The sequence below is a fragment of the Caballeronia pedi genome, from assembly GCF_001544915.2.
GTDB lineage: Bacteria > Pseudomonadota > Gammaproteobacteria > Burkholderiales > Burkholderiaceae > Caballeronia > Caballeronia pedi.
This window is the reverse complement of record NZ_FCOE02000011.1, coordinates 138868-163498: the sequence shown is the minus strand read 5'-3', so window position 1 is coordinate 163498 and position 24631 is coordinate 138868. Positions and strand designations below refer to the sequence as shown.

At 63.2% G+C, this 24631-nt stretch carries 22 protein-coding genes; 8 read left to right on the top strand and 14 right to left on the bottom strand.

Annotation, left to right across the window (positions count from 1 at the left end):
* Positions 1 to 8 precede the first annotated feature (8 nt).
* The 4 genes from rplI to AWB80_RS18880 all read left to right on the top strand — a co-directional run bounded on the left by rplI (position 9) and on the right by AWB80_RS18880 (position 3881).
* A complete protein-coding gene (rplI, locus tag AWB80_RS18895; protein WP_061176181.1) occupies positions 9 to 464 on the top strand; it encodes a 50S ribosomal protein L9 in 456 nt (151 codons plus the stop codon).
* A 134-nt stretch (positions 465 to 598) separates the two neighbouring features.
* Entirely contained in the window at positions 599 to 1987 is a 1389-nt protein-coding gene (locus tag AWB80_RS18890; protein WP_061176180.1) for a replicative DNA helicase, read from the top strand.
* 143 nt (positions 1988 to 2130) lie between these two features.
* Positions 2131 to 2757, top strand: coding sequence for a DUF47 domain-containing protein (locus AWB80_RS18885; protein WP_061176179.1), 627 nt, complete (start codon positions 2131 to 2133; stop codon positions 2755 to 2757).
* A gap of 113 nt (positions 2758 to 2870) precedes the next feature.
* Positions 2871 to 3881 (top strand): inorganic phosphate transporter, encoded by a 1011-nt coding sequence (locus AWB80_RS18880; protein ID WP_061176178.1) that lies wholly within the window; start codon positions 2871 to 2873, stop codon positions 3879 to 3881.
* Between the two features lie 48 nt (positions 3882 to 3929).
* Here AWB80_RS18880 and AWB80_RS18875 read toward each other — a convergent pair whose 3' ends face one another.
* From AWB80_RS18875 to AWB80_RS18815, 12 genes are all read right to left on the bottom strand, one after another.
* Complete coding sequence (locus tag AWB80_RS18875; protein ID WP_061176177.1) at positions 3930 to 4736, bottom strand: SDR family oxidoreductase; 807 nt, start codon at positions 4734 to 4736, stop codon at positions 3930 to 3932.
* Positions 4737 to 4794: 58 nt separating this feature from the next.
* Positions 4795 to 5724: a C40 family peptidase gene (locus tag AWB80_RS18870; protein WP_061176176.1), complete on the bottom strand. Its 930-nt coding sequence runs from the start codon at positions 5722 to 5724 to the stop codon at positions 4795 to 4797.
* A gap of 199 nt (positions 5725 to 5923) precedes the next feature.
* Entirely contained in the window at positions 5924 to 7780 is a 1857-nt protein-coding gene (locus AWB80_RS18865; RefSeq protein WP_061176175.1) for a PhoH family protein, read from the bottom strand.
* Between the two features lie 395 nt (positions 7781 to 8175).
* Positions 8176 to 8637, bottom strand: coding sequence for a peroxiredoxin (locus AWB80_RS18855; protein WP_061176174.1), 462 nt, complete (start codon positions 8635 to 8637; stop codon positions 8176 to 8178).
* A gap of 73 nt (positions 8638 to 8710) precedes the next feature.
* A complete protein-coding gene (locus AWB80_RS18850) occupies positions 8711 to 9607 on the bottom strand; it encodes a polysaccharide deacetylase family protein (RefSeq protein WP_061176173.1) in 897 nt (298 codons plus the stop codon).
* A gap of 15 nt (positions 9608 to 9622) precedes the next feature.
* Complete coding sequence (locus AWB80_RS18845; protein ID WP_061176172.1) at positions 9623 to 10669, bottom strand: bifunctional UDP-4-keto-pentose/UDP-xylose synthase; 1047 nt, start codon at positions 10667 to 10669, stop codon at positions 9623 to 9625.
* Complete coding sequence (locus tag AWB80_RS18840) at positions 10666 to 11652, bottom strand: formyltransferase (RefSeq protein WP_061176171.1); 987 nt, start codon at positions 11650 to 11652, stop codon at positions 10666 to 10668. The genes AWB80_RS18845 and AWB80_RS18840 overlap by 4 nt, the downstream gene beginning before the upstream one ends.
* Positions 11649 to 12686 carry a glycosyltransferase gene (locus AWB80_RS18835; protein WP_061176170.1) on the bottom strand — a complete coding sequence of 346 codons (1038 nt, stop codon included), beginning with the start codon at positions 12684 to 12686 and terminating at the stop codon, positions 11649 to 11651. The genes AWB80_RS18840 and AWB80_RS18835 overlap by 4 nt, the downstream gene beginning before the upstream one ends.
* A 21-nt stretch (positions 12687 to 12707) precedes the next feature.
* The gene (locus AWB80_RS18830) at positions 12708 to 13877 is read right to left on the bottom strand and encodes a DegT/DnrJ/EryC1/StrS family aminotransferase (protein ID WP_061176169.1); all 1170 of its coding nucleotides are present in this window, start codon (positions 13875 to 13877) and stop codon (positions 12708 to 12710) included.
* A gap of 66 nt (positions 13878 to 13943) precedes the next feature.
* On the bottom strand, positions 13944 to 14315 hold the full coding sequence (locus AWB80_RS18825; RefSeq protein WP_061176168.1) for an SMR family transporter: 372 nt from the start codon (positions 14313 to 14315) through the stop codon (positions 13944 to 13946).
* A 97-nt stretch (positions 14316 to 14412) separates the two neighbouring features.
* Positions 14413 to 16086: a glycosyltransferase family 39 protein gene (locus AWB80_RS18820; protein ID WP_061176241.1), complete on the bottom strand. Its 1674-nt coding sequence runs from the start codon at positions 16084 to 16086 to the stop codon at positions 14413 to 14415.
* A gap of 337 nt (positions 16087 to 16423) precedes the next feature.
* Positions 16424 to 16798 carry an Mth938-like domain-containing protein gene (locus AWB80_RS18815; RefSeq protein ID WP_061176167.1) on the bottom strand — a complete coding sequence of 125 codons (375 nt, stop codon included), beginning with the start codon at positions 16796 to 16798 and terminating at the stop codon, positions 16424 to 16426.
* A 455-nt stretch (positions 16799 to 17253) separates the two neighbouring features.
* Here AWB80_RS18815 and AWB80_RS18810 point away from each other — a divergent pair, with 455 nt between their 5' ends.
* The 4 genes from AWB80_RS18810 to AWB80_RS18795 all read left to right on the top strand — a co-directional run bounded on the left by AWB80_RS18810 (position 17254) and on the right by AWB80_RS18795 (position 23053).
* Entirely contained in the window at positions 17254 to 18492 is a 1239-nt protein-coding gene (locus AWB80_RS18810) for a pyridoxal phosphate-dependent aminotransferase (protein ID WP_061176166.1), read from the top strand.
* 25 nt (positions 18493 to 18517) lie between these two features.
* The gene (locus tag AWB80_RS18805; protein ID WP_061176165.1) at positions 18518 to 19840 is read left to right on the top strand and encodes a homoserine dehydrogenase; all 1323 of its coding nucleotides are present in this window, start codon (positions 18518 to 18520) and stop codon (positions 19838 to 19840) included.
* Positions 19841 to 19855: 15 nt separating this feature from the next.
* Complete coding sequence (gene thrC, locus AWB80_RS18800) at positions 19856 to 21301, top strand: threonine synthase (protein WP_061176164.1); 1446 nt, start codon at positions 19856 to 19858, stop codon at positions 21299 to 21301.
* A gap of 159 nt (positions 21302 to 21460) precedes the next feature.
* A complete protein-coding gene (locus AWB80_RS18795) occupies positions 21461 to 23053 on the top strand; it encodes an ABC-F family ATPase (RefSeq protein WP_061176163.1) in 1593 nt (530 codons plus the stop codon).
* A gap of 66 nt (positions 23054 to 23119) precedes the next feature.
* Here the strand turns inward: AWB80_RS18795 and AWB80_RS18790 are convergent, their stop codons facing one another.
* Positions 23120 to 23323 (bottom strand): DUF1289 domain-containing protein, encoded by a 204-nt coding sequence (locus AWB80_RS18790; RefSeq protein WP_061176162.1) that lies wholly within the window; start codon positions 23321 to 23323, stop codon positions 23120 to 23122.
* A 23-nt stretch (positions 23324 to 23346) separates the two neighbouring features.
* Positions 23347 to 24609, bottom strand: a complete 1263-nt coding sequence (locus tag AWB80_RS18785) for a phospholipase A (protein WP_061176161.1) — start codon at positions 24607 to 24609, stop codon at positions 23347 to 23349.
* Between the last annotated feature and the right edge of the window lie 22 nt (positions 24610 to 24631).

The window sequence follows — 24631 nt, the reverse complement described above, 5'->3', positions numbered from 1 at the left end:
AGCCAAAAATGCAAATCATTCTTTTGGAAAAGGTCGTCAACCTGGGCAACCTCGGCGATATCGTCAAGGTCAAGGACGGCTACGCACGTAACTTCCTGATCCCCGGCAAGAAGGCTCGCCGCGCCACGAAGGACGCAATCGCTGAATTCGAAGTTCGCCGCGCCGAACTCGAAAAGGTCGCCGCTGAAAAGCTGGCAGCCGCGCAAGCTCAAGGCGAAAAGCTGAGCGGTTTTACCGTTCAGATCTCGCAGAAGGCTGGCGTCGACGGCCGTCTGTTCGGTTCGGTCACGAACGCGGACATCGCTGAAGCGCTGAAGTCGCAAGGTTTCGCGGAAGTGGAAAAGGCGCAAGTGCGTCTGCCGCAAGGCCCGCTGAAGATCGTCGGCGACCACGCAGTTCAAGTCGCGCTGCACACGGACGTCCTCGTCGACGTCACGGTGTCGGTGCTGGGCGAGCACGCGTAAGTTTCAAGCGAGGCTTCACGCCTCGCGCGCAGGAAAGAAGGGCAGGAACCAAGGGTAAAAACCCGCCGGTTCCTGCCTTTTTTGTTTGTCTGAACATAACAACGACCGCGTCATTTCGTTGATAATTCCACCCCATGAACGCTCCGTCCAAAGACCCGCAACTCGACGCGCTGAAGGTCCCGCCGCATTCGATCGAAGCCGAGCAATCCGTAATCGGCGGCCTGCTGCTGGACAACGCCGCATGGGACCGTATCGCCGACGTCATGCATCAGAGCGATTTCTATCGCTATGACCATCGCATCATCTATGAGCACATCGGCAAGCTGATCGCGACGACGCGCCCGGCGGACGTGATCACCGTCCACGAAGCGCTCACGATGGCCGGCAAGGCCGAGGAAGTCGGCGGGCTCGCCTATCTGAACGCGCTCGCGCAGAACACGCCCAGCGCGGCGAATATCCGCCGCTATGCGGAGATCGTGCGCGATCGCGCCGTGCTGCGCCGTCTCGTCTCGGTCGCGGATGAAATCTCAGCCGACGCATTCAATCCGCAAGGCAAGGAAGTCCGGCAGATTCTCGACGAAGCCGAAGCGCGCGTGTTTTCTATCGCCGAAGACGGCGCACGCGGCACGCAGGGCTTTCTGGAAATCGGGCCGCTGCTCACGCAGGTCGTCGAGCGCATCGACACGCTGTATCACACAGCCAATCCGAGCGATGTGACCGGCACGCCCACGGGCTTCGTCGATCTCGACCGCATGACCTCGGGCATGCACGGCGGCGAACTGATCATCGTCGCGGGCCGCCCGTCGATGGGTAAAACCGCGTTCTCGATGAACGTCGGCGAATATGTCGCGGTGGAGTACGGCTTGCCCGTCGCGGTGTTCTCGATGGAAATGCCGGGCACCCAGCTTACGATGCGTATGCTCGGCTCGGTCGGCCGGCTCGATCAGCACCGCATGCGTACGGGCCGTCTCACGGACGAAGATTGGCCGAAGCTCACGCACGCCGTGCAGAAAATGAGCGAGGCGCAGCTTTTCATCGACGAAACCGGCGGCCTGAACCCGATGGAACTGCGCTCGCGCGCGCGGCGTCTGTCGCGGCAATGCGGCAAGCTCGGCCTGATCATCGTCGATTACCTGCAGCTCATGTCGGGCTCGGGCGGCGGCGAAAACCGCGCAACCGAAATCTCCGAAATCTCGCGCTCGCTCAAAGGCCTCGCGAAGGAACTCGACGTGCCGGTGATCGCGCTGTCGCAGTTGAATCGCGGTCTCGAACAGCGGCCGAACAAACGTCCGATCATGTCGGACTTGCGCGAATCGGGCGCTATCGAGCAGGACGCGGACGTGATCCTCTTCATCTACCGCGACGAAGTCTACAATCCCGACAGCCCCGACAAGGGCACCGCGGAAATCATCATCGGCAAGCAGCGTAACGGTCCGATCGGGCCGGTGCGCCTGACTTTCCACGGTCAGTACACGAAGTTCGACAACTTCGCCGGCGCGCAGAACTTTTACGGCGGCGAGTAAAAGCCGTCTACCGCATCCGCTGTCAAGTCCTCGCATTGTCACAAGCCGCGCGTCAGGCACGCGCGGTGCGGCGGCTGATGTGCGCAGGTACAATATGTCAGTTTGATGTATGTCTCAAAATTGACCCACTTAGCGGGAATTTCATGTTCGGTCGTTTCATGCCCACCGAGGGCAAATTCTTCGAGATCTTCAACGCGCACGCGAAATGCATGGTCGATGCAAGCCACGAGCTCGAACTGCTGATCGACAACCTCGACGACGCCGAGGTTCACAAGCAGAACGTGCAGGCGAACGAGAAGCGCGCCGACAAGCTCACGCACGAAACCATCGATTTGCTGCACAAGACGTTCATCACGCCGCTCGACCGCGACGAAATCCATAAGCTCATCACGACGATGGACGACATCCTCGATCTGATGGAGGACGTCGCGACGGCCATTTCGCTGTATGACGTGCGCGCGGTGACGTCCGAGGCGAGCCAGCTCGCGCATATCTGCACGGGCACCGTCACGCGCGTGCAGAAGGCGGTCGAATTGCTGGCGGACATGAAGCGTGCGAGCGAGATTCTGAAGATCTGCGAAGAAATCGACCGCCTGGAGTCGGATGCGGACCGCGTGCTGCGTTCCGCAATGTCGAAGCTCTTCCGCGAGGAAGACGACGTGAAGACGCTCATCAAGCTGAAGGCGATCTACGAGCTTCTCGAGACGATTACCGACAAATGTGAAGACGTCGCGAACATCATCGAAGGCATCGTGCTGGAAAACGCCTGATCAAGCCGTCCGAGCCCCCGGCGCGCGGCAGGCCCGCGCGCGGCGGGGCACCAAAAAACCGGGACGACAAACCGGCCAGCGCAGTACAAGACCGGTCAAAACAACACCAACCGATGCATTCGATTCAACTCGCCATCTGGGCAGTCGCCTTGCTCGTCATAGTCGCACTCGCGTTCGACTTCATGAACGGCTTTCACGACGCCGCCAATTCCATCGCGACGGTCGTCTCGACCGGCGTGCTCAAGCCACAGCAGGCGGTCGCGTTCGCTGCGGCGTTCAACGTCATCGCGTATTTCATCTTTCACCTGAAAGTGGCCGCGACCGTCGGCAAGGGCACGATCGATCCGGAGATCGTCGATCACTACGTCATCTTCGGCGCGCTCGTGGGCGCGATCGGCTGGAATATCGTCACCTGGCATTACGGTATTCCGTCGAGTTCGTCGCACGCCCTGATCGGCGGTCTGGTCGGTGCGGCGCTCGCCAAGTCGGGCTGGGCGTCGCTCAACTGGGACGGGCTGCTCAAGACGGTCGCGTTCATCTTCATCTCGCCGCTGCTCGGCTTCGTGCTCGGCTCGTTCTTCATGCTGCTGGTGTCGTGGCTGTATTTCCGCACGCCGCCCTCGAAGGTTGACCGGCGTTTTCGCCGCATGCAGCTCGTCTCGGCCGGTCTCTATTCGCTCGGCCACGGCGGCAACGACGCGCAGAAGACCATCGGCATCATCTGGATGCTGCTGATCGCGACGGGCTACGCTTCCGCGACCGCCGACGCGCCGCCGGTCTGGGTCATCGGCCTGTGCTATTTGTCGATGGGCCTCGGTACGCTGTTCGGCGGCTGGCGCATCGTGCGCACGATGGGGCAGAAGATCACCAAGCTGAAGCCGGTCGGCGGTTTCTGCGCGGAGACGGGCGGGGCGATCACACTGTTCGTCGCATCCTTCCTCGGCATTCCCGTTTCGACGACGCACACGATCACCGGCGCAATCGTCGGCGTCGGCGCGACGCAAAAGTTCAGCGCGGTGCGCTGGGGCGTCGCGGGCAATATCGTGTGGGCGTGGATTCTGACGATTCCGGCTTCCGCCGCGCTCGCGGCGGCCGGCTGGTGGGTCGGCCACCAGTTCCTGTAAGCATCGAACCTTGCCTTCGGCCCCGCATCGCGTCGGGGCTGCAGCGCATCAGATGATCGGCGACGACACTCCGTCCATCGGAATGATCGCGCCCGATACATAACTCGCGCGGCGGCTCGCCAGAAAGAGCGCCACGTCGGCGATTTCCTCCGGCTTCGCGTAACGGCCGAGCGGCACTTTGGCCTGGCTCTCGGCGAGCACCTGATCGCGCGTGACGCCTTGCCGTTTCGCTTCCAGTTCGAGCGCTTCCTCGACGCGCTCGGTAAGCGTCGCGCCCGGATTGATCGCGTTGATGCGAATGCCGAGCTTCGCGTAGTGATGCGCGAGGCCGACGGTATTGAGCATCAGCGCCGCATTGGCCGCGCCACCCGCGATATGGATGTCCGTCGCGATCTTCCCGCCCATTCCCACGATATTCACGATGGCGCCCGGCTCGGCCTTCGGATCGTTGCGCAGGCGCTCGGCCATGCGCTTCAGCACGACCTGCTGCGGATAGACATAGGAGAAGTATTTCGCGTCCATGGCCGCCTTGTAGGCGGCGGCGTCGAGCGTGTCGGGATCGTAGCGCCGGGCGGCGCCGGCGCTGTTGATGAGAATGTCGATCGGTCCCAGCGCGGCGCTCGCTTCCTCGACGACATCTTCGGCGCTGTGCGCTTCATGCAAGTCGGCGCGCGCGAGATGAATGTGATGTCCGACGCTGGCCAGTTGCTCGCGGGCGCGGGCGAGATTCGCGGCATCGCGCGACACGATCGCGACTTTCGCGCCTTCGCTCGCGAACGCTTTCGCACATGCAAATCCGATTCCCTTGCTGCCGCCCGTGATCAGGACGACCTTGCCCGCGAGTCCCAGGTCCATGGTGTTGCGCTCCGTCGAAGAATGATCGGAACACGATAGCAGAGACGCGCGGCGCGCGTCAGTTCGTGCCGGTGGCGAAGCGGGCGATGGGATCGTCGGTCTGAGCCGGACGCGGCGCGGCGAGCGATCCGGTGGAGGCGCGCATCACGCGCACGGGCGGTTCAATTGGATCGGCTGTGGCTTGCGCGGTGCGCGCCTGCTGGCGTGCTGCGTTCGAGGTCGGAGGAGGCGGCTCGAAGGCGTCGGCGGCGGCCTGGATCGGATCGGGCGCGGCGCTGGTGGCGACGGCCGCTTGAGGCGCAGTCGCGCCCGCAGCTTGCGACTGGCGCTGCGCGGCGGTGAGCGTGGAGGGCGGTGGTTCGAAAGCGTCAGCGTTCGTCGTCGGCGGCGTCGGCGTTTGCGCGGGAGCAGGCGATGCCAGATAAACCGGTGCGTCGAACGGCGCAGGCGCGGACTTCGGCGGCGCGACGCGGCGAATGCCGTCGAACCGTTTCGCCCAATAGGGATTGGTCAGATAGTCGAGCCGCACGGTGCCGCCCGTCGACGGCGCATTCACGAAGCGCAGCTTGCCCACATAAATGCCGACATGCGAATGCGGCCGTCCGGTCGTGTTGAAAAAGATCAGATCGCCCGGCGCGACGCCGTCCGGCTCGATCGATTCGCCACGCGAACTCATCTCCGCCGTCGTGCGCGGCAGATTGACCGACGCCGCGCGATCGACGACATAACGCACGAGCCCGCTGCAATCGAAACCGGCATCGGGCGTATTGCCGCCCCAGCGGTAAGGCACGCCGACGAGCGACATCGCCTGGATGGAGATTTCCTCGCGCCCGACGCTGTGATCGACGAAGGTCGGGAAACCGGCCGGCGGCTTGTAAGTGCGATTCGCATTCGCGCTGGCGGCAGGCTGACGTGCCGCCTGCTGCGGCGCGCTGCCACACGCGGCGAGCAAAACGGTAACGAGAAGCGGCAGCCAGATTCGACGCATTGCAGAAAGGCGACCAAAAAGTCGCCAGGAAGGGCAGTGTGCCGATACTAATCCCCCGAACGGGCGTGCGGCAAGACGTCCTCAGGTTTTACATGAAGTTTGTGCCGTAAGTGTTGCAAGCGGGAAACGTCCGACGAAAAGAAAATGGCCCGGTGGATTGCTCCACCGGGCCGTCTGACCCGCAATGAATGCCGGGCGCTTACAGAATGTCGGACGCGTAATCGGCCAGACGCGAGCGCTCGCCGCGCGCGAGCGTCACGTGACCGCTGTGCGTCCAGCCCTTGAATCGATCGACCACATAGGTGAGCCCCGAACTGCCTTCGGTCAGATAAGGCGTGTCGATCTGCGCGATATTGCCGAGGCACACGATTTTCGTGCCCGGACCCGCGCGCGTGACGAGCGTCTTCATCTGCTTCGGCGTCAGATTCTGCGCTTCGTCGATGATCACGTACTTGTCGACGAATGTGCGCCCGCGCATGAAGTTCATGCTCTTCACCTTCAGGCGCGAACGGATCAGCTCCTGCGTCGCGGCGCGGCCCCATTCGCCGGCGGCGTCGTCGGTTTTTTGCAGCACTTCGAGGTTATCGTCGAAGGCGCCCATCCACGGCTGCATCTTCTCTTCCTCGGTGCCCGGCAGAAAACCGATATCCTCGCCGACCGGCACCGTCGCGCGCGTCACGATGATTTCGTTGTAGCGCTTGTCGTCGAGCACTTGCGCGAGGCCGGCGGCGAGCGCCATCAGCGTCTTGCCGGTACCCGCCTGGCCGAGCAGCGTGACGAAATCGACTTCCGGATTCATCAACAGGTTCAGCGCGAAGTTCTGTTCACGGTTGCGCGCCGTGATGCCCCACACGTTGTTCTTGTGATGGCCGTAGTCACGCAGCGTCTGCAACAGCGCGGTCTTGCCGTTCAGTTCGCGCACGACCGCGTGGAACGACGGCTCGCCGTTCTGCGGTTCCAGATACACGAACTCGTTGACGAGCATCGACGGACACAGCGGCCCGGTCACGCGGTAATACGTGGTGCCGGTCTTGGTGTCCTGCCAGCTCTCCATGCCCTTCGCGTGCCGGGTCCAGAAGTCCTGCGGCAGCGCGCGCACGCCCGAATAGAGCAGATCCTTGTCTTCGAGAACCTGATCGTTGAAATAGTCTTCGGCGGGCAGGCCGAGCGCATGCGCCTTGATGCGCATGTTGATGTCTTTCGACACCAGCACGACCTGACGATCCGGACGCTCCTTCTGCAACGCGCGCACGACGCCGAGAATCTGGTTGTCCGCCTTGCCGACGGGCAAGCCTTCCACCGGTTCGATGTCCGTGAGCGTCGTCTGGAAGTAGAGGCGGCCGAGCGCGTCCCGGTTGCCTTGCGCGGCCAGCGGAATGCCTTCCGTCATCTTGCCCGCGTTGGCGACGAGCGCATCGAGCGTGCGGCTCACCTGACGCGCATTGCGCGCCACTTCCGACATGCCCTTCTTGTGATTGTCGAGTTCTTCCAACGTCATCATCGGCAGATAGACGTCGTGCTCCTCGAAACGGAACAGCGAACTCGGATCGTGCATCAGCACGTTGGTGTCGAGCACGAAAAGCTTGCGCAATTCGGCTTCGGCCGTGGTGCCCTTGCGGCGTTTGCTCTGCGCGCGCGTGTCTTTCGCGGCGGACGGAGCCGCTGCCTCGGGCGCGACCGGCGTTTCGGCGCGCTCCGTGCGTGCTTCGACCGGCTCCGGCGCGGTGCGCGCGGCCGGCACCGGCTGCAGCAGCGCGGCGGTCTGTTTCGATTTTCGGCCGCGCGCCGGCGCGACGCCAGCCGCGGGCGACGGCGCGGCCGCTTCCACATGCGGTTCGGCCGGAATTTGCGTGAGCACGTCGCTCGCGATCGAGCGCAGCGTGTGCGCGGCGTTCGTGGCGGGACGCTCCGCGGCGACGGTCTCGACCGCGCCGTACGCGTCGTCATCGCTCGCCGCGGCTTGTTTCTTCGACTGTTTCGAAGGCCGGGCTTTGGCCTTGTATTCTTCAGCCGGAAGGAGATGGCCGAGCTTGGCCGGGGCGGTAGGCAAAGGCATGGTGTTCCCTCGAAGGAATCGGGTCGTATATCGTGCGCCGCCTGTCGCATCCTGCCCGTACGCCCTCGAAGCGGTACGGTTCCCGCAGTTTGCGCCCGGCGGCGCGCTTCATTGTCGAAATCGCCGGTTCGCCTAAGTTTCGATCTGCTCCTTGGGGTTGCGTCCACTGGACATCGCGCGAGCCTTCAAGGCGTGGTTTTTGTGCGACGCCAATAAAAAAGCCGCCGTTCCGACTACCGGAACCAGCGGCTGACTTCTGCTGCGGAGCGCCTGCGCCGTGCCGTCTTCACGTAGCCCGGGTCCATGCCGACCGTGCCGGCAGGCACACGGCGGCTCGCGCTACAAAGAATGGGTTGGACTAGACGTGCGCTCATTGCGAACCAATATAGCGTGCCTCAAATTGCTTGTACAGCCTCGACAATAGCCTCTACGTGGCCCGGCACCTTGACACCGCGGAACTCGCGGCGAAGCACGCCTTTCGCGTCGATAAGGAAGGTCGAGCGCTCGACGCCGCGCACTTCCTTGCCATACATTTTCTTCATTTTGATGACATCGAAAAGCGAGCAAATGACTTCGTCGCCGTCCGAAACCAGCGTGTAAGGCAGTTCCAGCTTCGCCTTGAAGTTGTCGTGCGACTTCACGCTGTCGCGCGAGATGCCGACGATTTCCGCGCCCACCGCCTTGAACTGGTCGTAGTGGTCGCGAAATTGCAGGCTTTCGGTCGTGCAGCCCGGCGTGTTGTCCTTCGGGTAAAAGAAGAGCACGACCTTCCTGCCGCGCAGGCTCGAAAGCGTGAACTCGCCACCCGTCGCGGGTGCGGTGAAGTCGGGAACGGGCTGGTCGACTGCGACTGACACGAAAGTTTCTCCGGTTGTTCTGGTTCGTTGGTGAGAAAAAGACGATGAGATTCGAAGTGTGCTGCGCGCCGCTTCAGCCGGGCTGCACGATCAGTTCGCCCGCGCGGCCCGGAATTTCGCCCCACGTCACAGGGTACGTGGGCAGCGTCGCGCGGTCCAGCGTCGCATGGTAGTCGCCCATGGTGGCGAAGGTGTGTCCCTGCGCGCGCCAGCCAGCGAGCAACTGTTCGAACACCGGCGCGAGCTTCTGGCCTTCGAGCTCGGCGTGCAGCGTGAACACCTGATCGTGCGGATTGTTCGCCGTGTGACGCAAGAGACGCGCCGCGACATTGCTTTCGTCGACGCCATCCACGCCCAGGATTTCGTCGAGCGTCGGCAGCGTGGTGGGCATCTGGATGTGATCGAGCGTGCGGCCATCGAGCACGGGAATGTACGGCGTATGCCCGCGCCCGTCGGATGCATAGCGCATGCCCCACGCATCGATCTGCTCGAACGCGTAGCCGTTCATCTGCCAGCCGGCCGCGCCGTGCGTGACGGGCGGCGCGCCGAATATCTCGATGAAGCGGGCATGGCTCTGCTGCATCTGCGCGACTGTCCACGCGCGGTCGCGCGCGCGCACGTTGTCCTGCCAGTAGACGTGATCCCACGTATGGATGCCGCATTCGAAGCCGGCTTCGTGGATCGCGCGCATCTCGGACACGGCTTCGCGGCCGATATCCGGTCCCGGCAGCAGCACGCCGTACATGAGCGTCTTCACGCCGTAGTGCTCGACTACGGAGGTGCGCGACACTTTCTTCAGAAAGCCCGGCCGGAAGACGCGCCGTAGCGCCCAGCCGGTGTGATCGGGACCGAGGCTGAAGAGGAACGTCGCGCGCGCGCTGTACTTGTCGAGCAGACGCCCGAGGTTGGGTACGCCTTCGCGCGTGCCGCGCAGCGTATCGACGTCGATCTTGAGAACGATGCGGGCCACGCCTGGTTCCCTTGCTTACGACTGCTCGACGAGCTTGCGGGCTTCGCCCACATGGCCGCGATACGCTTCGAAGATCTTGCGCAGCGCGTCGTCCATGGACGCTTGCGGCGCCCAGCCGAGTTCCTGCATCGTGTTGTCGATCTTCGGCACGCGGTTCTGCACGTCCTGATAGCCGTTGCCGTAGTACGCGCCCGACGAGGTCTCGACGAGCTGCACTTTCTTCGCGTTATCCGAGTACTCGGCGTACTCGTTGGCGAGCGCGAGCATCTTGTTCGCGAGTTCGCGCACCGAGAAGTTATTGGTCGGATTGCCGATGTTGTAGATCTTGCCCGACGCCACGCCGTTCTTGTTCTCGATGATCTTCATCAGCGCGCCGATGCCGTCGTCGATGTCGGTGAACGCGCGCTTCTGCGCGCCGCCGTCGACGAGGCTAATGTTCTCGCCCCGCACGATATGGCCGAGGAACTGCGTGACCACGCGCGACGAACCTTCCTTCGGCGTGTAGATGGAGTCGAGACCCGGGCCGATCCAGTTGAACGGGCGGAACAGGGTGAAGTTCAGCCCTTCCATGCCGTAGCCCCAGATCACGCGGTCCATGAGCTGCTTCGAGCACGCGTAGATCCAGCGCGGCTTGTTGATCGGGCCGTAGGACAGGACGGAGTTTTCCGGATCGAACTGCTCGTCCGTGCACATGCCGTACACCTCGGACGTGGACGGAAACACCAGATGCTTGCCGTACTTCACCGCCGAACGCACGATCGGCAGATTCGCTTCGAAGTCGAGTTCGAACACGCGCAGCGGCTGCTTCACGTAGGTCGCGGGCGTGGCGATCGCGACGAGCGGCAGGATCACGTCGCACTTCTTCACGTGATACTCGACCCACTCCTTGTTGATCGTGATGTCGCCTTCGAAGAAATGCATCCGCTCGTGATTCGCGAGGTCGCCCAGGCGATCGGTTTGCATGTCCATCCCGAACACTTCCCAGTCGGTGGTTTCGAGGATGCGCTTGGACAGGTGATGGCCGATGAAGCCATTGACACCCAGGATGAGAACTTTTTTCATGAATGACGAGAGGATTGAATGATGCGGCCGAATTCGGCGGGATCGACGGTGCGTGCTTCGCCTGACGGTTCGCCGTCGGCACCGGGCGGCCGGTGGCGCAGTTCGTGAATGGCGATGACGCGGCCGTCGCCGCACACGCCAAACAGCGCATTATCCGCCACCCGTAGGCCGGGGGGCAAACTCCGCAGCTCACCGAGTCTTTCGGGAGACACGCCCGGCGCGCCCGTTTCGGGCACGAGCCGCGCCCGCGCGACGATGAAGCGGTCCGCGCCGATATCCGTGAACGCGCCCGGATAAGGCGGCGCGACCGCGCGAATCAGGTTGTAGACGCGCTGCGCCGGCTGCGACCAGTCGATGCGTCCGTCTTCGGGCTTGCGCCCGCCGTAATAGCTGCCCGAAGCGAGATCGTTCGGCAGATGCGGCGCTTCGCCCGCGAGCAGCGCGGGCAGCACGCGCCAGAGCGTCTGCTCGGCGGCGACGACGGTCTTGTCGAAGACGAGCGCCGCGGTATCGTCGGGAAGAATGGGCACGGGTGTCTGCGCGAGGATCGCGCCGGCGTCGGGCTTCTCCGCCATTTCGTGCAGCGTCGCGCCGCTTTCGGTTTCGCCGTTGAGCACGGCCCAGTTGGTCGGCACGCGGCCACGATACTTCGGCAGCAGCGAGCCATGCATGTTGTACGCGCCGCGCCTCGCGAGCCCGAGCAGCGATATCGGCAGCATGTGCCGGTAATAGAACGAGAAGATGAAGTCCGGCGCGAGTGTTTCGATCGCGTCATACAGCTCGGGCGACTTCGGATCGGCGGGCGTGATCGTCTCGATGCCATGTTCCGCCGCGACCTGCGCGACGCTGCCGAACCAGATGTTCTCGCTCGCGCTGTCCTCGTGCGTGACCACGAGGGCGACCTCGACGCCGCGCGCGAGCAGCACCTGCAGACAACGCACGCCGACGTTGTGATAGGCGAATACGACTGCGCGCGGCTTCATCGGCCGTCTTCCTCGCGGGTGACGACAGCCACGTGCTGCACCGATTCCTGCAACGGCTTGGTCGCGGAAGGCAGACCGTCGCGCTGTTCGAGAATGGTCTGAACCAGATAGCGCGGCCGCGCACGCACCTGCTGATAGATGCGGCCGATATATTCGCCGAGCAGCCCGAGCGCGAAGATGATCACGCCGAGCATGAAGAACGTAATGGCGAAGAGGGTGAACACACCCTGGACTTCCGCGCCGAACATGAAGCGGCGAATCACCAGCAGCAGGAACAGACCCGCCGAGCCGACCGACAGGATCACACCGATGAACGACAGCCATTGCAGCGGCACGACCGAAAAGCCGGTGACGAGATCGAAGTTCAGGCGAATCAGGCTATAGAGCGAGTACTTCGATTCACCCGCGAAGCGCTCCTCGTGCGCGACGTCGACTTCGATCGGGTTCTGCGCGAAGGTGTACGCGAGTGCGGGAATGAACGTGTTGATCTCGCCGCAACGGTTGATCGTATCGATGATATGCCGGCTGTACGCGCGCAGCATGCAGCCCTGATCGGTCATCTTGATCTTGGTGATGCGCTCGCGCAGGCGGTTCATTGCGCGCGACGCCTTCTTGCGCCACAGACTGTCCTGACGCTGCTGACGGATCGTGCCGACGTAGTCGTAGCCCTCGCGCATCTTCTCGACGAGCTTGGCGATCTCCTCGGGCGGATTCTGCAGGTCGGCGTCGAGCGTGACGACGATATCGCCGCGCGACTGTTCGAAGCCCGCGAGAATCGCCATGTGCTGGCCGTAATTGCCGTTGAGCAGAATGACGCGCGTGGTGTCGGGCCGCACGTGAAACTGCTGCGCGAGCAAAGCGGCCGATTTGTCGCGGCTGCCGTCGTTGATGAAGATCACCTCGTACGACGTATTCAGCGCGTCCAGCGCCGGATACAGACGCTGGAAGAGGGCGGCGAGGCCGTCTTCCTCGTTGTACACCGGGATGATCACCGAAAGCTCGGGGGAAGTTGCCGGAAAATCAATATGACTCATGTTGCGCCGATTGTCCCTGGGTTACCCGTTGCGCTTCGAATCGCCTGCGAACTGTTCGCAGATCTCGTCGATCGTTTTCACGACGTGCGTGACATCGTCCGTGCTCATCAGCGTGAAGAGCGGCAATGTCACCGTCGACGCGCCATAGCGCTCCGCATGCGGGAACATGCCTTCCGTGAAGCCACGCGCGCGATACAGCGTGAACAGATGCAGCGCCGGATAGTGAATGCCCGTGCCGACGCCGCGCTCCTTCATCTCGCCCATGAATTCCGCGCGCGTGAGCGTCAGCTTCTCGAGCGGCAGCGCGATCTGGAACATGTGCCAGTTGCTGTCGGTGAAACTGCGCGGCGGCAGGCCGACGCCGAGCTTCACGGCGGCGCCGCCTTCGAACGCGTCGAAGTAGGCGCGCGCGAGTTCGCGGCGCTTTTCGGTGAACCGTTCGACGCTGCGCAACTGGCCGAGCCCGACGCGCGCCGCCACATCGGTAAGGTTGTACTTGCCGCCGAGCACGTCGCAGTCCATGCCGTCGAAGCCCGTGCGCGTGATGCCCTGCAAGCGGTATTTGCGCGCGAGTTCCGCTTCGTCTTCGTTGTTGAGCACGAGCGCGCCGCCTTCGATCGACGTCACGTTCTTGTTCGCGTGGAAGCTGAACGACACGATGTCGCCGAGCGCGCCGATGCGCTTGCCCTTCCAGGTCGAGCCGAACGCCTGCGCGGCGTCCTCGATCACGCGCAGTTTGTGGGCGCGCGCGATCTCGTAGAGCCGGTCCATGTCGACGGGCAAACCCGCCAGATAGACCGGCATGATGGCCTTCGTGCGCGGCGTGATCGCGCGTTCGAGCAGGTTCAGGTCGATGTTGCGCGTGACCGGATCGATGTCGACGAACACCGGCGTCGCGCCCACTTCGAGGATCACGTTCGCCGTCGACACCCAGGTCATCGGCGTGGTGATGACTTCGTCGCCCGGACCGACACCCGCGATGCGCAGGCCGATTTCCATCGTGCAGGTGCCCGAGTTGAACGCGCGCACCGGGCGGCCGCCTACGTAGGCCGACAACTCGGCTTCGAACTGCTGATTCTGCGGGCCGGTCGTGATCCAGCCCGAGCGCAGCACGTCGACGACACCCTGAATGGTTTCTTCATCGATCTCGGGTTTGACGAATGGCAGGAACGGCCGCGTTGTTTGAGTCATGGACTATGCGCTTAAGAAATGAATTGATCCGGTTGACGCTTCGGGTTGACGTTTCGGTTCGGTGAATCAGCCGCGGGCGAGCACCACCACGCCGAACAGAATGATGCCGATGCCGATGAGCCGCTGCATCGACAGCACCTCGCCGAACAGATACCACGCCGCGAACGCGTTGACGACGTAACCGAGCGAGAGCATCGGATAGGCGATCGACACGTCCACCCGCGACAACCCGACGATCCACACGACGACGCTCAGCACGTAGCACGCGAGCCCGCCGATGATGGGCAACTGCGTTGCGATCCTGAAGCCGACCGGGATGATATTGGCGGGTGTCAGGTCGAAATGGCCCACAGCGTTCACGCCGGCTTTGAGCAGGAGCTGGGCGCACGCGTTCAACAATACGCCGATGATGATGCAAATGAAGGAAATCGGGTTCATCGCGCCTTTTTCAAATGCGAAACAAGGATACTCGGTTCGTCGCGAAATGCCGAACGATCGTGCGGCGCAACATCGTGACTGAGAAGGAACTGAAAGCTCACGGCTGCGGCTTCTCCACGATCACGCGGCGCTCGTCGCGCGCGATCACCTGCATCGGCACGTGACGCGCCACGAGTTCGTCGTAGCGGGACGGCGGCATCAACGCGAGCGCGTAGCGCTTCGAATCCCACAAGCCGATCCATTCGTCGATGCTCGGCACCCATTTCTGCGGTTCGGTCTGTACGCCAAACGTAAGCTCGTCGGCTTCCTGGACCATGATCATCGTGTGATCGAGGTAAAAGGGCATCGTGTGATCGAGCTTCGCGATCGAATAGAACGGCGTGTCGGGCGGCAGTTTCGCCATCGCGGCCTTCACGGCCGGCACGAGCTTCACGCCGGAGCTTTGTGTGCCGAACACGTCGTGCCCGGAGCCAGCGATCGTGCCGAGCAGCAGCCACGCCGCGCCCAGTCCGGCGGCGCCCGCGAGCACGCTGCGCCGGTTCAGCCAGATCGCGAACACGGTCACGACGAACGCGACCGCGAGGCCCGCGTACACCCAGATCTGGAACTCGCGATAGAGCGCGTTCGGCGTGTTCGCGCTGCCCGCCCGACCGAGGAAGATCGCGCCGAACGCCGCGGCGATCAGAAACACCGCATAGCCGATCAGATGCATGCGGTAGCGCGTCTTCGTCAGCGACGGCAGATAGAGGCCGATCACGAGCGCGATCGCCGGCGCGATCGGCAGCACGTAGGACAGCAGCTTGGAGTGCGACGCGCTGAAGAACAGGAAGATGAACGCCGACCAGACGAGCAGCATCGTCACGGGCGCGAAACCGTTGGGCTGGCGCGGCGTCTTCAGGCCGTGACGCACGCTCTGAAAGGTGATCGACAGCCACGGCAGAAATCCGACGATCAGCACCGGCACGAAGTAATAGAACGCGCCGGGGCGGTTCTGCTCGGGCGTCAGATAGCGCTTGAACTGCTGAACGATGAAAAAGAAATTGAAGAACTCGGGGTTCTTCATCTGCACGAGCGCGAACCACGGGCCGGTCACGATCAGGAACACGATCAGCCCGCTGCCGATGTAGAGCCGCTTCCAGAGCGCCCAGTCGCGCGCGACGAGCGAGTAGAGAATGAGCGTCGCGCCGGGCAGGATCAGACCGATCAGGCCTTTCGACAGCACCGCCGCGCCCATGCCGGCCCAGCAGAGCCACATCCACAGACGGACTTCGCGCGTCGGCAGGCCGGGGCGCTGGGCGAGCAGCAGCGCGCAGAGCGTCAGCTCCATCCAGAACGACAGGCCCATGTCGAGCGTGTTGAAGTGGCCCATCAGGTTCCAGTACGGGCAGGTCGCGAGAATGACCGCGGCCGCGAAGCCCGTCACCGCGTTGAAGACCCGCGCGCCCGTGAAACCGACGAGCAGCACGCCCGCGAAACCCGCCAGCGCGGTATAGAAGCGCGCCTGCCATTCGCCGATGCCGAACCAGGCGAACGTGAGCGCGTTCGCCCAGGTCTGCAGCGGCGGCTTCTCGAAATACTTGTAGCCGTTATAGCGCGGCGTGATCCAGTCGCCGGTGACGAACATCTCGCGCGCCATCTCGGCGTAGCGGCCTTCGTCGCTCGGCACGAGATGACGATAGCCCAGCGGCGCGAACCAGATGATCGCGAGCGCTAGAACGAGAAGAATGAGTGAAAGACGTGTGAGCGGTAGCCGCGAAGGCGTATCGTTCATGAAGTCAACCTGTCCGATGCCGCGATGCGCGGCGCTAGTGAAACGAAATGGGCGATGGGCGCGCGCATACTCAGGCACGCATTTTCGATGCGAGTTCGCATTGATCGGCCACGCCGCGCGATTTGCACCGACGCCCCGAATCCATCCCGGCGAATGCCCGCCGAAGCGAATCGCGCCGTGCCCGGCGCATCCCGGAAAGGCGGACGCCGGGCGGGAGTGTAGCGCACGCCCGGCCTGCATTCGTCAAATTCGACGCGGACAGACCCTGGCGCGCGCCGGGATCGGACGGGCGGCGCAAGTCTGCCAGCGCTTCCTTAACGAATACTTAGCTGCCTGCTCAGGTTTCGATCAGCAGCGCGGCGGCCACGCGGCGGCCTTCGGACATCAGAATGTTGTAGGTGCGGCAGGCCGCGCCGAAATCCATCGTCTCGACGCCGATGCGGTGCTTCGCCAGTTGCGCCGTCAGGCGCGGATGCGGAAAGCGCAGCCGCGACCCGCTGCCGAAAATGACGACCTCCGGCGCGGCCTCGACGAGCGCGTCGAAATGCTCGGGCGCAAGCGCCTCGAACGACGACACCGGCCACGCCGCGACGGGCATCTCGGGCATGACGATCACGCTGCCTTCGTGCCGAGCGAGATTGATCGCCACGAAACCGTCTCCGTAGCTCGTGATGGTGTTGAGCGCGTTGTTGGAATCCTGGTGCAGTTTCAAAACAGTGATCCGGCAAGGGAAAGGGTGACGACCCAGCGTTCGCCGCGACGGCGGGAGCAGCCTGCACACCTTCTGGCGCGTCGACTTCGGGCCGCGCAGACGCGTTCCTTTGGTGCATTGCGGAACTGAGTCATAATCAGTAAATTATAACTTTTCGGCCGCCGGGCTTGCTCGTGCGCCGTCCGTTGCACCCGCGCGCCGCCACAAGCCGCCGCCGGCGCGCAATCCGGTCCGCATCGCCCATGCCTTACCTGGCGCGGCGTCTAAAATGCATCGTTCGGCGCTCGGGAACGAGCGAGTCGTCCGGGCGAGCCGCCTTCAGGCTTCAAACTCGGTTTTCATCGAACGCCCGTTCGCCGTCCGCGCACGAGGCTGGCTGTCCGGAACGCCGAGCCGCACCTGATCGACATCAGAAAAACCAGTCCGCATCAACACCCAGACCCAGAGCGCCAGCCGTGAAACCGATTCTCAAATCCAACAAGCTGCAAAACGTCTGCTACGACATTCGCGGGCCCGTGCTCGAACACGCGAAGCGCCTCGAAGAGGAAGGGCATCGCATCATCAAGCTCAATATCGGCAATCTGGCGCCGTTCGGCTTCGAAGCGCCCGACGAGATCATCCAGGACATGATCCGCAACCTGCCGGGGTCGTCGGGCTATTCGGATTCGAAGGGCGTGTTCGCCGCGCGCAAGGCGATCATGCATTACACGCAGCAAAAGGGCGTGGCGGGCGTCGAGCTGGACGATATCTACATCGGCAATGGCGCGTCCGAACTCATTGTGATGGCGATGCAGGCGCTCCTGAACGACGGCGACGAAGTGCTGCTTCCGGCGCCGGACTATCCGCTCTGGACGGCTGCGGTGAGCCTGTCGTCGGGCACGCCGCGCCATTACATGTGCGACGAGAGCAACGGCTGGATGCCCGATCTCGACGACATCCGCGCGAAAATCACGCCCAACACCAAGGCGCTCGTCGTCATCAATCCGAACAACCCGACCGGCGCGCTGTATTCGGACGAACTGCTGCGCGACCTGATCGCGATCGCGCGCGAGCACGGCCTGATCATTTTCGCGGACGAGGTCTACGACAAGATCGTCTACGACGGCAAGACGCACACGTCGATGGCCGCGCTGTCCGAAGACGTGATCACGGTCACGTTCAACAGTTTGTCGAAGAGCTACCGTTCGTGCGGTTATCGCGCGGGCTGGATGGCGATTTCCGGGCTGATCGAAGAGAACCGCCGCCGCGCGAAGGATTATCTCGAAGGTCTCGGCATTCTCGCGTCGATGCGCCTGTGCCCGAATGTGCCGGGCCAGTACGCGATCCAGACCGCGCTCGGCGGCTATCAGAGCATCAACGACCTGATCGTGCCGGGCGGACGTCTCTACAAGCAGCGCGAGCTCGCATACGACATGCTCACGGCCATTCCCGGCGTGACCTGCGTGAAGCCGCAAGCCGCGCTCTACATGTTTCCGAAGCTCGATCCGAAGATGTACCCGATCCAGGACGATCAGCAGTTCATCACGGACCTGCTGCTCGAGGAGCGTGTGCTGCTGGTGCAGGGCACGGGCTTCAACTGGCCGACACCGGATCACTTCCGCGTGGTCTTTCTGCCGAACGTCGACGATCTCGCGGATTCGATCAACCGCATCGCGCGCTTCCTCGACGGCTATCGCAAACGACATTCCGCTTAATCTCTCTTTTAAAGACTCGCGCTGCATGGAACCGATCAAAGTAGGACTCTTGGGCTTCGGCACGGTCGGCAGCGGCACCTTCACGGTGCTGCGCCGTAACCAGGAAGAAATCAAACGACGCGCCGGGCGCGGCATCGAAATCGCGCGCGTCGCGGTGCGAACGCCGGCGAAGGCCGAAGCCGCGAAGCAGGAAGGCATCGCGGTGACGGACGACTTTGGCGCGGTCGTCGACGATCCTTCCATCGATATCGTGTGCGAAATGATCGGCGGCACGGGCTTCGCGCGCGAGCTGGTGCTGCGCGCGATCGCCAACGGCAAGCATGTCGTGACGGCCAACAAGGCGCTGCTCGCGGTGCACGGCACGGAGATTTTCGAAGCCGCGCGCGCGAAGGGCGTGATGGTCGCGTTCGAAGCGGCGGTGGCGGGCGGCATTCCGATCATCAAGGCGCTGCGCGAAGGGCTGACGGCGAACCGGATCGAGTACATCGCGGGCATCATCAACGGCACGACGAACTACATTCTTTCGGAAATGCGCGACCGCGGGCTCGACTTCGCGACCGCACTGAAGGCCGCGCAAGAGTTGGGCTATGCCGAAGCCGATCCGACCTTCGACATCGAAGGCGTCGACGCCGCGCACAAGGTCACGATCATGAGCGCGATCGCGTTCGGCGTGCCCGTGCAGTTCGATCGCGCGTATGTGGAAGGCATCAGCAAGCTCGCGGCCATCGACATTCGCTATGCCGAAGACCTCGGCTACCGCATCAAGCTGCTGGGCATCGCACGGCGAACGGAGAAGGGCATCGAGTTGCGCACGCATCCGACGTTGATTCCGGCCAAGCGCCTGCTCGCGAACGTCGAAGGCGCGATGAACGCGGTCGTCGTGCACGGCGACGCGGTCGGCACGACGCTCTACTACGGCAAGGGCGCGGGCGCCGAGCCTACCGCTTCGGCCGTGGTCGCCGATCTCGTCGACGTGACGCGCCTGCACACCGCCGATCCGGAGCATCGCGTGCCGCATCTGGCGTTTCAGCCGGACAGTCTCTCGAACACGCCGATCCTGCCGATCGACGAAGTGACGAGCGGCTATTACCTGCGCCTGCGCGTCGCGGACGTGACGGGCGTGCTCGCGAACATCACGCGCATTCTCGCGGACAAGGGCATCTCCATCGACGCGTTGCTGCAGAAGGAATCGGAAGAAGTCGACGGCGCGAACAAGGGCGAAACCGACATCATCCTCATCACGCACGAGACGCTGGAAAAGAACGTGAACGCGGCGATCGCCCAGATCGAGGCGCTGTCCACGGTGGTCTCGAAGGTGACGAAGCTGCGCATGGAAGCGCTCAATTAAGGGCAAGGACGCACGATGAACTACATTTCGACGCGCGGCGCCGGCAGCAACGAGCGCCACACGTTTTCCGACATCCTTCTCGGCGGGCTCGCGAAAGACGGCGGTCTGTATCTGCCGGCGGACTATCCGCGCGTTTCGGCCGATGAACTCGCGCGCTGGCGCACGCTCTCGTATGCGGATCTCGCATTCGAAGTGCTGTCGAAGTTCAGCGACGACATTCCCGCCGACGACCTGCGCTCGCTCACGCGCAAGACCTACACGGCGCAGGTGTACAGCAACGTGCGCCACGAAGAGAGCGCGGCGCAGATCACGCCGTTGAAGACGCTCGGCGTGGAAAACGGCACGACGCTCTCGCTGCTGGAACTCTCGAACGGCCCGACGCTCGCCTTCAAGGACATGGCGATGCAGCTGCTCGGCAATCTGTTCGAGTACGCGCTGGAGAAGCACGGTGAGACGCTGAACATTCTCGGCGCGACCTCGGGCGACACCGGCAGCGCCGCCGAATACGCGATGCGCGGCAAGGCCGGCGTGCGCGTCTTCATGCTGTCGCCGCACAAGAAGATGAGCGCGTTTCAGACCGCGCAGATGTTCTCGCTGCAGGACCCGAACATCTTCAATCTGGCCGTCGAGGGCAACTTCGACAACTGTCAGGACATCGTGAAGGCCGTATCGAATGATCACGGCTACAAGGCGAAGCACAAGATCGGCACGGTCAACTCGATCAACTGGGCGCGCGTCGTCGCGCAGGTCGTGTACTACTTCAAGGGCTATTTCGCCGCCACGACGGGCAACGACGAGCGTGTGTCGTTCACGGTGCCGTCGGGCAATTTCGGCAATGTGTGCGCGGGGCATATCGCGCGCATGATGGGTTTGCCGATCGATCAGCTCGTCGTCGCGACCAACGAAAACGACGTGCTCGACGAATTCTTCAAGACGGGCGTGTATCGCGTGCGCGGCGCGGCGGAGACGTATCACACCACGTCGCCGAGCATGGATATCTCGAAGGCGTCGAACTTCGAGCGCTTCGTGTACGACCTGCTGGGCCGCGATCCGGCGCGCGTGCTGCAATTGTTCCGCGACGTCGAGGAGAAGGGCGGCTTCGATCTCGCGGCGAGCGGCGATTACGCGCGCGTGCAGGAATTCGGCTTCGTGTCGGGCAAGAGCGACCACGACGACCGCGTGAAGACCATCCGCGACGTGTTCGAGCGCTATCAGACGATGATCGACACCCACACCGCCGACGGCGTGAAGGTCGCGCGCGAGAACCTGAAGCCCGGCGTGCCGATGATCGTTCTTGAAACCGCGCAGCCGATCAAATTCGGCGAGACGATCCGCGAGGCGCTCAATCGCGAGCCGGAACGGCCCGCCGCGTTCGCCGGACTTGAAAAACTGCCACAAAGGTTCGATATCGTTTCTGCGGACGCGGGCGTGGTGAAGGCGTTCATCGCCGAGCGCACGTAGAGCGCGGGCGGGTATCCTCGGCGCTGAAGCGGGGCGCGGCTCGAATGGCCGCGCCCCGTTGCTTTTGGCCGCCCCGGAACGCCGCCACCCGGCTCAAAAGCCCGCAAATTCTGCTAAAATCTCAGGTTTTTCGTCGTACCCCATTCAAAAGGACGCGCCGTGCTGTCTACCGCCAATATCACCATGCAATTCGGGCCCAAGCCCCTCTTCGAGAACATCTCGGTCAAGTTCGGCGAAGGAAACCGCTATGGCTTGATCGGCGCCAACGGCTGCGGCAAGTCGACCTTCATGAAGATTCTGGGCAGCGATCTGGAACCGAGTTCCGGCAACGTCATGCTGGAGCCGAACGTCCGCCTTGGTAAGCTGCGCCAGGATCAGTTCGCGTACGAAGACATGCGCGTGCTCGACGTCGTCATGATGGGCCACACGGAAATGTGGGCCGCGATGACCGAACGCGACGCGATCTACGCCAACCCCGACGCGACCGACGACGACTACATGCGCGCCGCCGACCTCGAAGCCAAATTCGCCGAGTACGACGGCTACACGGCGGAGGCGCGCGCGGGCGAGCTGCTGCTCGGCATCGGCATCGCCATCAACGATCACAATGGCCCGATGAGCAATGTCGCGCCGGGCTGGAAGCTGCGCGTGCTGCTCGCGCAGGCGCTGTTCTCGAAGCCCGACGTGCTGCTGCTCGACGAGCCGACCAACAACCTCGACATCAACTCGATCCGCTGGCTGGAAGACGTGCTCAACCAGTACAACTCGACGATGATCATCATCTCGCACGATCGACACTTCCTGAACCAGGTCTGTACGCACATGGCGGACATGGATTTCGGCACGCTGAAAATCTGGCCGGGCAACTACGACGACTACATGCTCGCTTCCACGCAAGCGCGCGAGCGTCAGCAGAACGCCAACCAGAAGGCGAAGGAGCGCGTGGCCGATCTGCAGGACTTCGTGCGCCGCTTCTCGGCCAACAAGTCGAAGGCGCGTCAGGCGACCAGCCGTCTGAAGATGATCGACAAGATCAAGATCGAGGAATTCAAACCATCGTCGCGTCAGAATCCGTTCATCCGCTTCGAATTCGAGAAGAAGCTGCATAACATCGCGGTCGTGGCCGAGGATCTGACCAAGAAGTACGACCGCACGATCTTCCAGAACTTCTCCATCAGCGTGCAGCCGGGCGAGCGCATCGCGATCATCGGCGAGAACGGCGCGGGCAAGACGACGCTGCTCAAGTCGCTCAAGGGCGCGCTCGACCTCGATCACGGCACCGTGAAGTGGGCGGAGAACGCGAACGTCGGCTACATGCCGCAGGACACCTACGAAGAGTTTCCGAAGGAAGAGACGCTGACCGACTGGATCGATCAGTACCGCAAGGAAGGCGACGACGAGCAGATGGTGCGCGGCACGCTCGGCCGCCTGCTCTTCAACGCGGACGACATCAAGAAGAACGTGAAGGTGCTGTCGGGCGGCGAAAAGGGCCGCATGATCTGGGGCAAGCTGATGCTGGGCCGCCACAACGTGCTGCTGATGGACGAGCCGACCAACCACATGGACATGGAGTCCATCGAGTCGCTGCAGATCGCGCTGGACAAGTTCGAAGGCACGCTGATCTTCGTGTCGCACGATCGCGAGTTCGTGAGCGGGCTGGCGGACCGGATCATCGAAGTGAAAACCGATGGCACGCTGCGCGACTTCGGCGGGAATTACGAGGATTTTCTGTCGAGTCAGGGGATTCAGTAAGACCCGGCTTCCCGCACTGTCTGAAAAACGGCCCGTCTCGAAAGAGCGGGCCGTTTTTTCATGGGCTTACAGGTGGTCGTTGCGAAACCGCATCGCCGTGCCCTCGCGCGTGATGCGCGCCCAGATCGCGCGTTTTTCGTCGTCGGTGAGGAACACCCAGTTCGACACCTCGCCGGCCGTGCGGCCGCAGCCTTTGCAGACTTCGTCGAAGAGCGTGGAACACACGCCGATGCAGGGGCTATCAGGAAGGTCGTGAAGATTCGAAGACATTGGCGGTCAAATCGTAAAAAAGCTCAGCGCGCGATACTGTAGCCTATTCGCGCGATCCAGTGATGTCGCTGGTTGTAATCGAGGATATCCTCGCCGTAGCCGTTGAAATAGCTCACGAACAGATAGCCGCCCCACGCGCTGCCGACCAGTTTGGCGAGCGGGTAGGTGAGCTGCGAGTCGACGCTGCCGTACCAGTGCTTCGTGCCCTTGCGCAGCGTGGTCGCGAGTTGCCAGCCGTCCGGACTGCCGTACTTCACGAGAAAATCGACATAGCCGCGATAGTCCGCAATATCCTCGTTGCCCGACTTCGACAGGTAGTAATAGAACTTCGGCGAGAGCGTCAGGTGATTGCCGTTCAGATCGCCGAAATCCCAGGTCGGGCGCACGAACGCGATGTTGATCGAGCGCGACTCATCCCCGCTCTTGCCGTTCGATTCGTGCCCGAAGCCCGCCGACACGCCCATGCGCGTGAAAAGCGGACTCTTCCATCCCGTGTCCTCCACGTAATAGAACAACTGCGGCTGAAAGCTGATGTCGCGAAACGGCACCGACTCGGCGGAGAGATTCCAGATTGCCGTCTGCGTATAGCCGAAGTAAAGATTGTCCAGCAAGCCGCGTGAGCGCGGATCGTCGGGCAGATGCAGCCGGTATTTGAAGCTGAACTGGAATTTCGCGAGGTTGTCGCCGTTCTTGCCGTCGGCGAAATAGATCGGCTCGAAGGTCGAGAAGCGGCCGGAGAGCATCGTGTCCTGCGAGGCCGTCGGCACGACGGCGGTGTTCGCGGCTGCGCTGGCGGTCGCAAGCTGCGCGGGCGTCGTCGCCTGCGTTTCGCGTCGCTCGGCCGCGGCGACCTGCGTCTGCGTGTCGCTGCGATTGATCGTGACGAGCATCGGCGAGGCGTCGAAGCCGACCGGGTCGATCTTCACCGTGCCGCGCGCCGAATCGGGCCACGGCGCCGAAAAGCGCACGCGACGATACTGGCCCGGCGCAAGACGCAGGCGGTCGGGCACGGCGGGGTCGCGCACGAGCGCGAGCGGCGCGGGCGGCAGATCGCCGTTGGTCAGGTTGACGATGAGTTGCTTCGGCACGTCGACGCTCAGGGGTTTGGCGTCGTCATCGGTGTAGAGGAGCGTCAGTTCCAGCGGCTGCGCGGCGGCGGCTTCGCGCGCGGGTTGCAGCACGGCGACGGTCGCGTGGGCCGCGCCGCCTGAAGCGATCAGAACGATGAAGAGCGCGATCGCGCGCACGCGGCCGATGAAACGACCGGCGGATATCAGTGAAGCCATCTAAATTCGTGTCCTGTTTCGG

Excerpts from the sequence above, each read along its gene's own strand:
- rplI (WP_061176181.1), top strand. The coding sequence starts at position 9 with ATGCAAATCATTCTTTTGGAAAAGGTCGTCAACCTGGGCAACCTCGGC.
- AWB80_RS18890 (WP_061176180.1), top strand. The coding sequence starts at position 599 with ATGAACGCTCCGTCCAAAGACCCGCAACTCGACGCGCTGAAGGTCCCG.
- AWB80_RS18885 (WP_061176179.1), top strand. The coding sequence starts at position 2,131 with ATGTTCGGTCGTTTCATGCCCACCGAGGGCAAATTCTTCGAGATCTTC.
- AWB80_RS18880 (WP_061176178.1), top strand. The coding sequence starts at position 2,871 with ATGCATTCGATTCAACTCGCCATCTGGGCAGTCGCCTTGCTCGTCATA.
- AWB80_RS18875 (WP_061176177.1), bottom strand. The coding sequence starts at position 4,736 with ATGGACCTGGGACTCGCGGGCAAGGTCGTCCTGATCACGGGCGGCAGC.
- AWB80_RS18870 (WP_061176176.1), bottom strand. The coding sequence starts at position 5,724 with ATGCGTCGAATCTGGCTGCCGCTTCTCGTTACCGTTTTGCTCGCCGCG.
- AWB80_RS18865 (WP_061176175.1), bottom strand. The coding sequence starts at position 7,780 with ATGCCTTTGCCTACCGCCCCGGCCAAGCTCGGCCATCTCCTTCCGGCT.
- AWB80_RS18845 (WP_061176172.1), bottom strand. The coding sequence starts at position 10,669 with ATGAAAAAAGTTCTCATCCTGGGTGTCAATGGCTTCATCGGCCATCAC.
- AWB80_RS18840 (WP_061176171.1), bottom strand. The coding sequence starts at position 11,652 with ATGAAGCCGCGCGCAGTCGTATTCGCCTATCACAACGTCGGCGTGCGT.
- AWB80_RS18835 (WP_061176170.1), bottom strand. The coding sequence starts at position 12,686 with ATGAGTCATATTGATTTTCCGGCAACTTCCCCCGAGCTTTCGGTGATC.
- AWB80_RS18830 (WP_061176169.1), bottom strand. The coding sequence starts at position 13,877 with ATGACTCAAACAACGCGGCCGTTCCTGCCATTCGTCAAACCCGAGATC.
- AWB80_RS18825 (WP_061176168.1), bottom strand. The coding sequence starts at position 14,315 with ATGAACCCGATTTCCTTCATTTGCATCATCATCGGCGTATTGTTGAAC.
- AWB80_RS18820 (WP_061176241.1), bottom strand. The coding sequence starts at position 16,086 with ATGAACGATACGCCTTCGCGGCTACCGCTCACACGTCTTTCACTCATT.
- AWB80_RS18805 (WP_061176165.1), top strand. The coding sequence starts at position 18,518 with ATGGAACCGATCAAAGTAGGACTCTTGGGCTTCGGCACGGTCGGCAGC.
- thrC (WP_061176164.1), top strand. The coding sequence starts at position 19,856 with ATGAACTACATTTCGACGCGCGGCGCCGGCAGCAACGAGCGCCACACG.
- AWB80_RS18790 (WP_061176162.1), bottom strand. The coding sequence starts at position 23,323 with ATGTCTTCGAATCTTCACGACCTTCCTGATAGCCCCTGCATCGGCGTG.
- AWB80_RS18785 (WP_061176161.1), bottom strand. The coding sequence starts at position 24,609 with ATGGCTTCACTGATATCCGCCGGTCGTTTCATCGGCCGCGTGCGCGCG.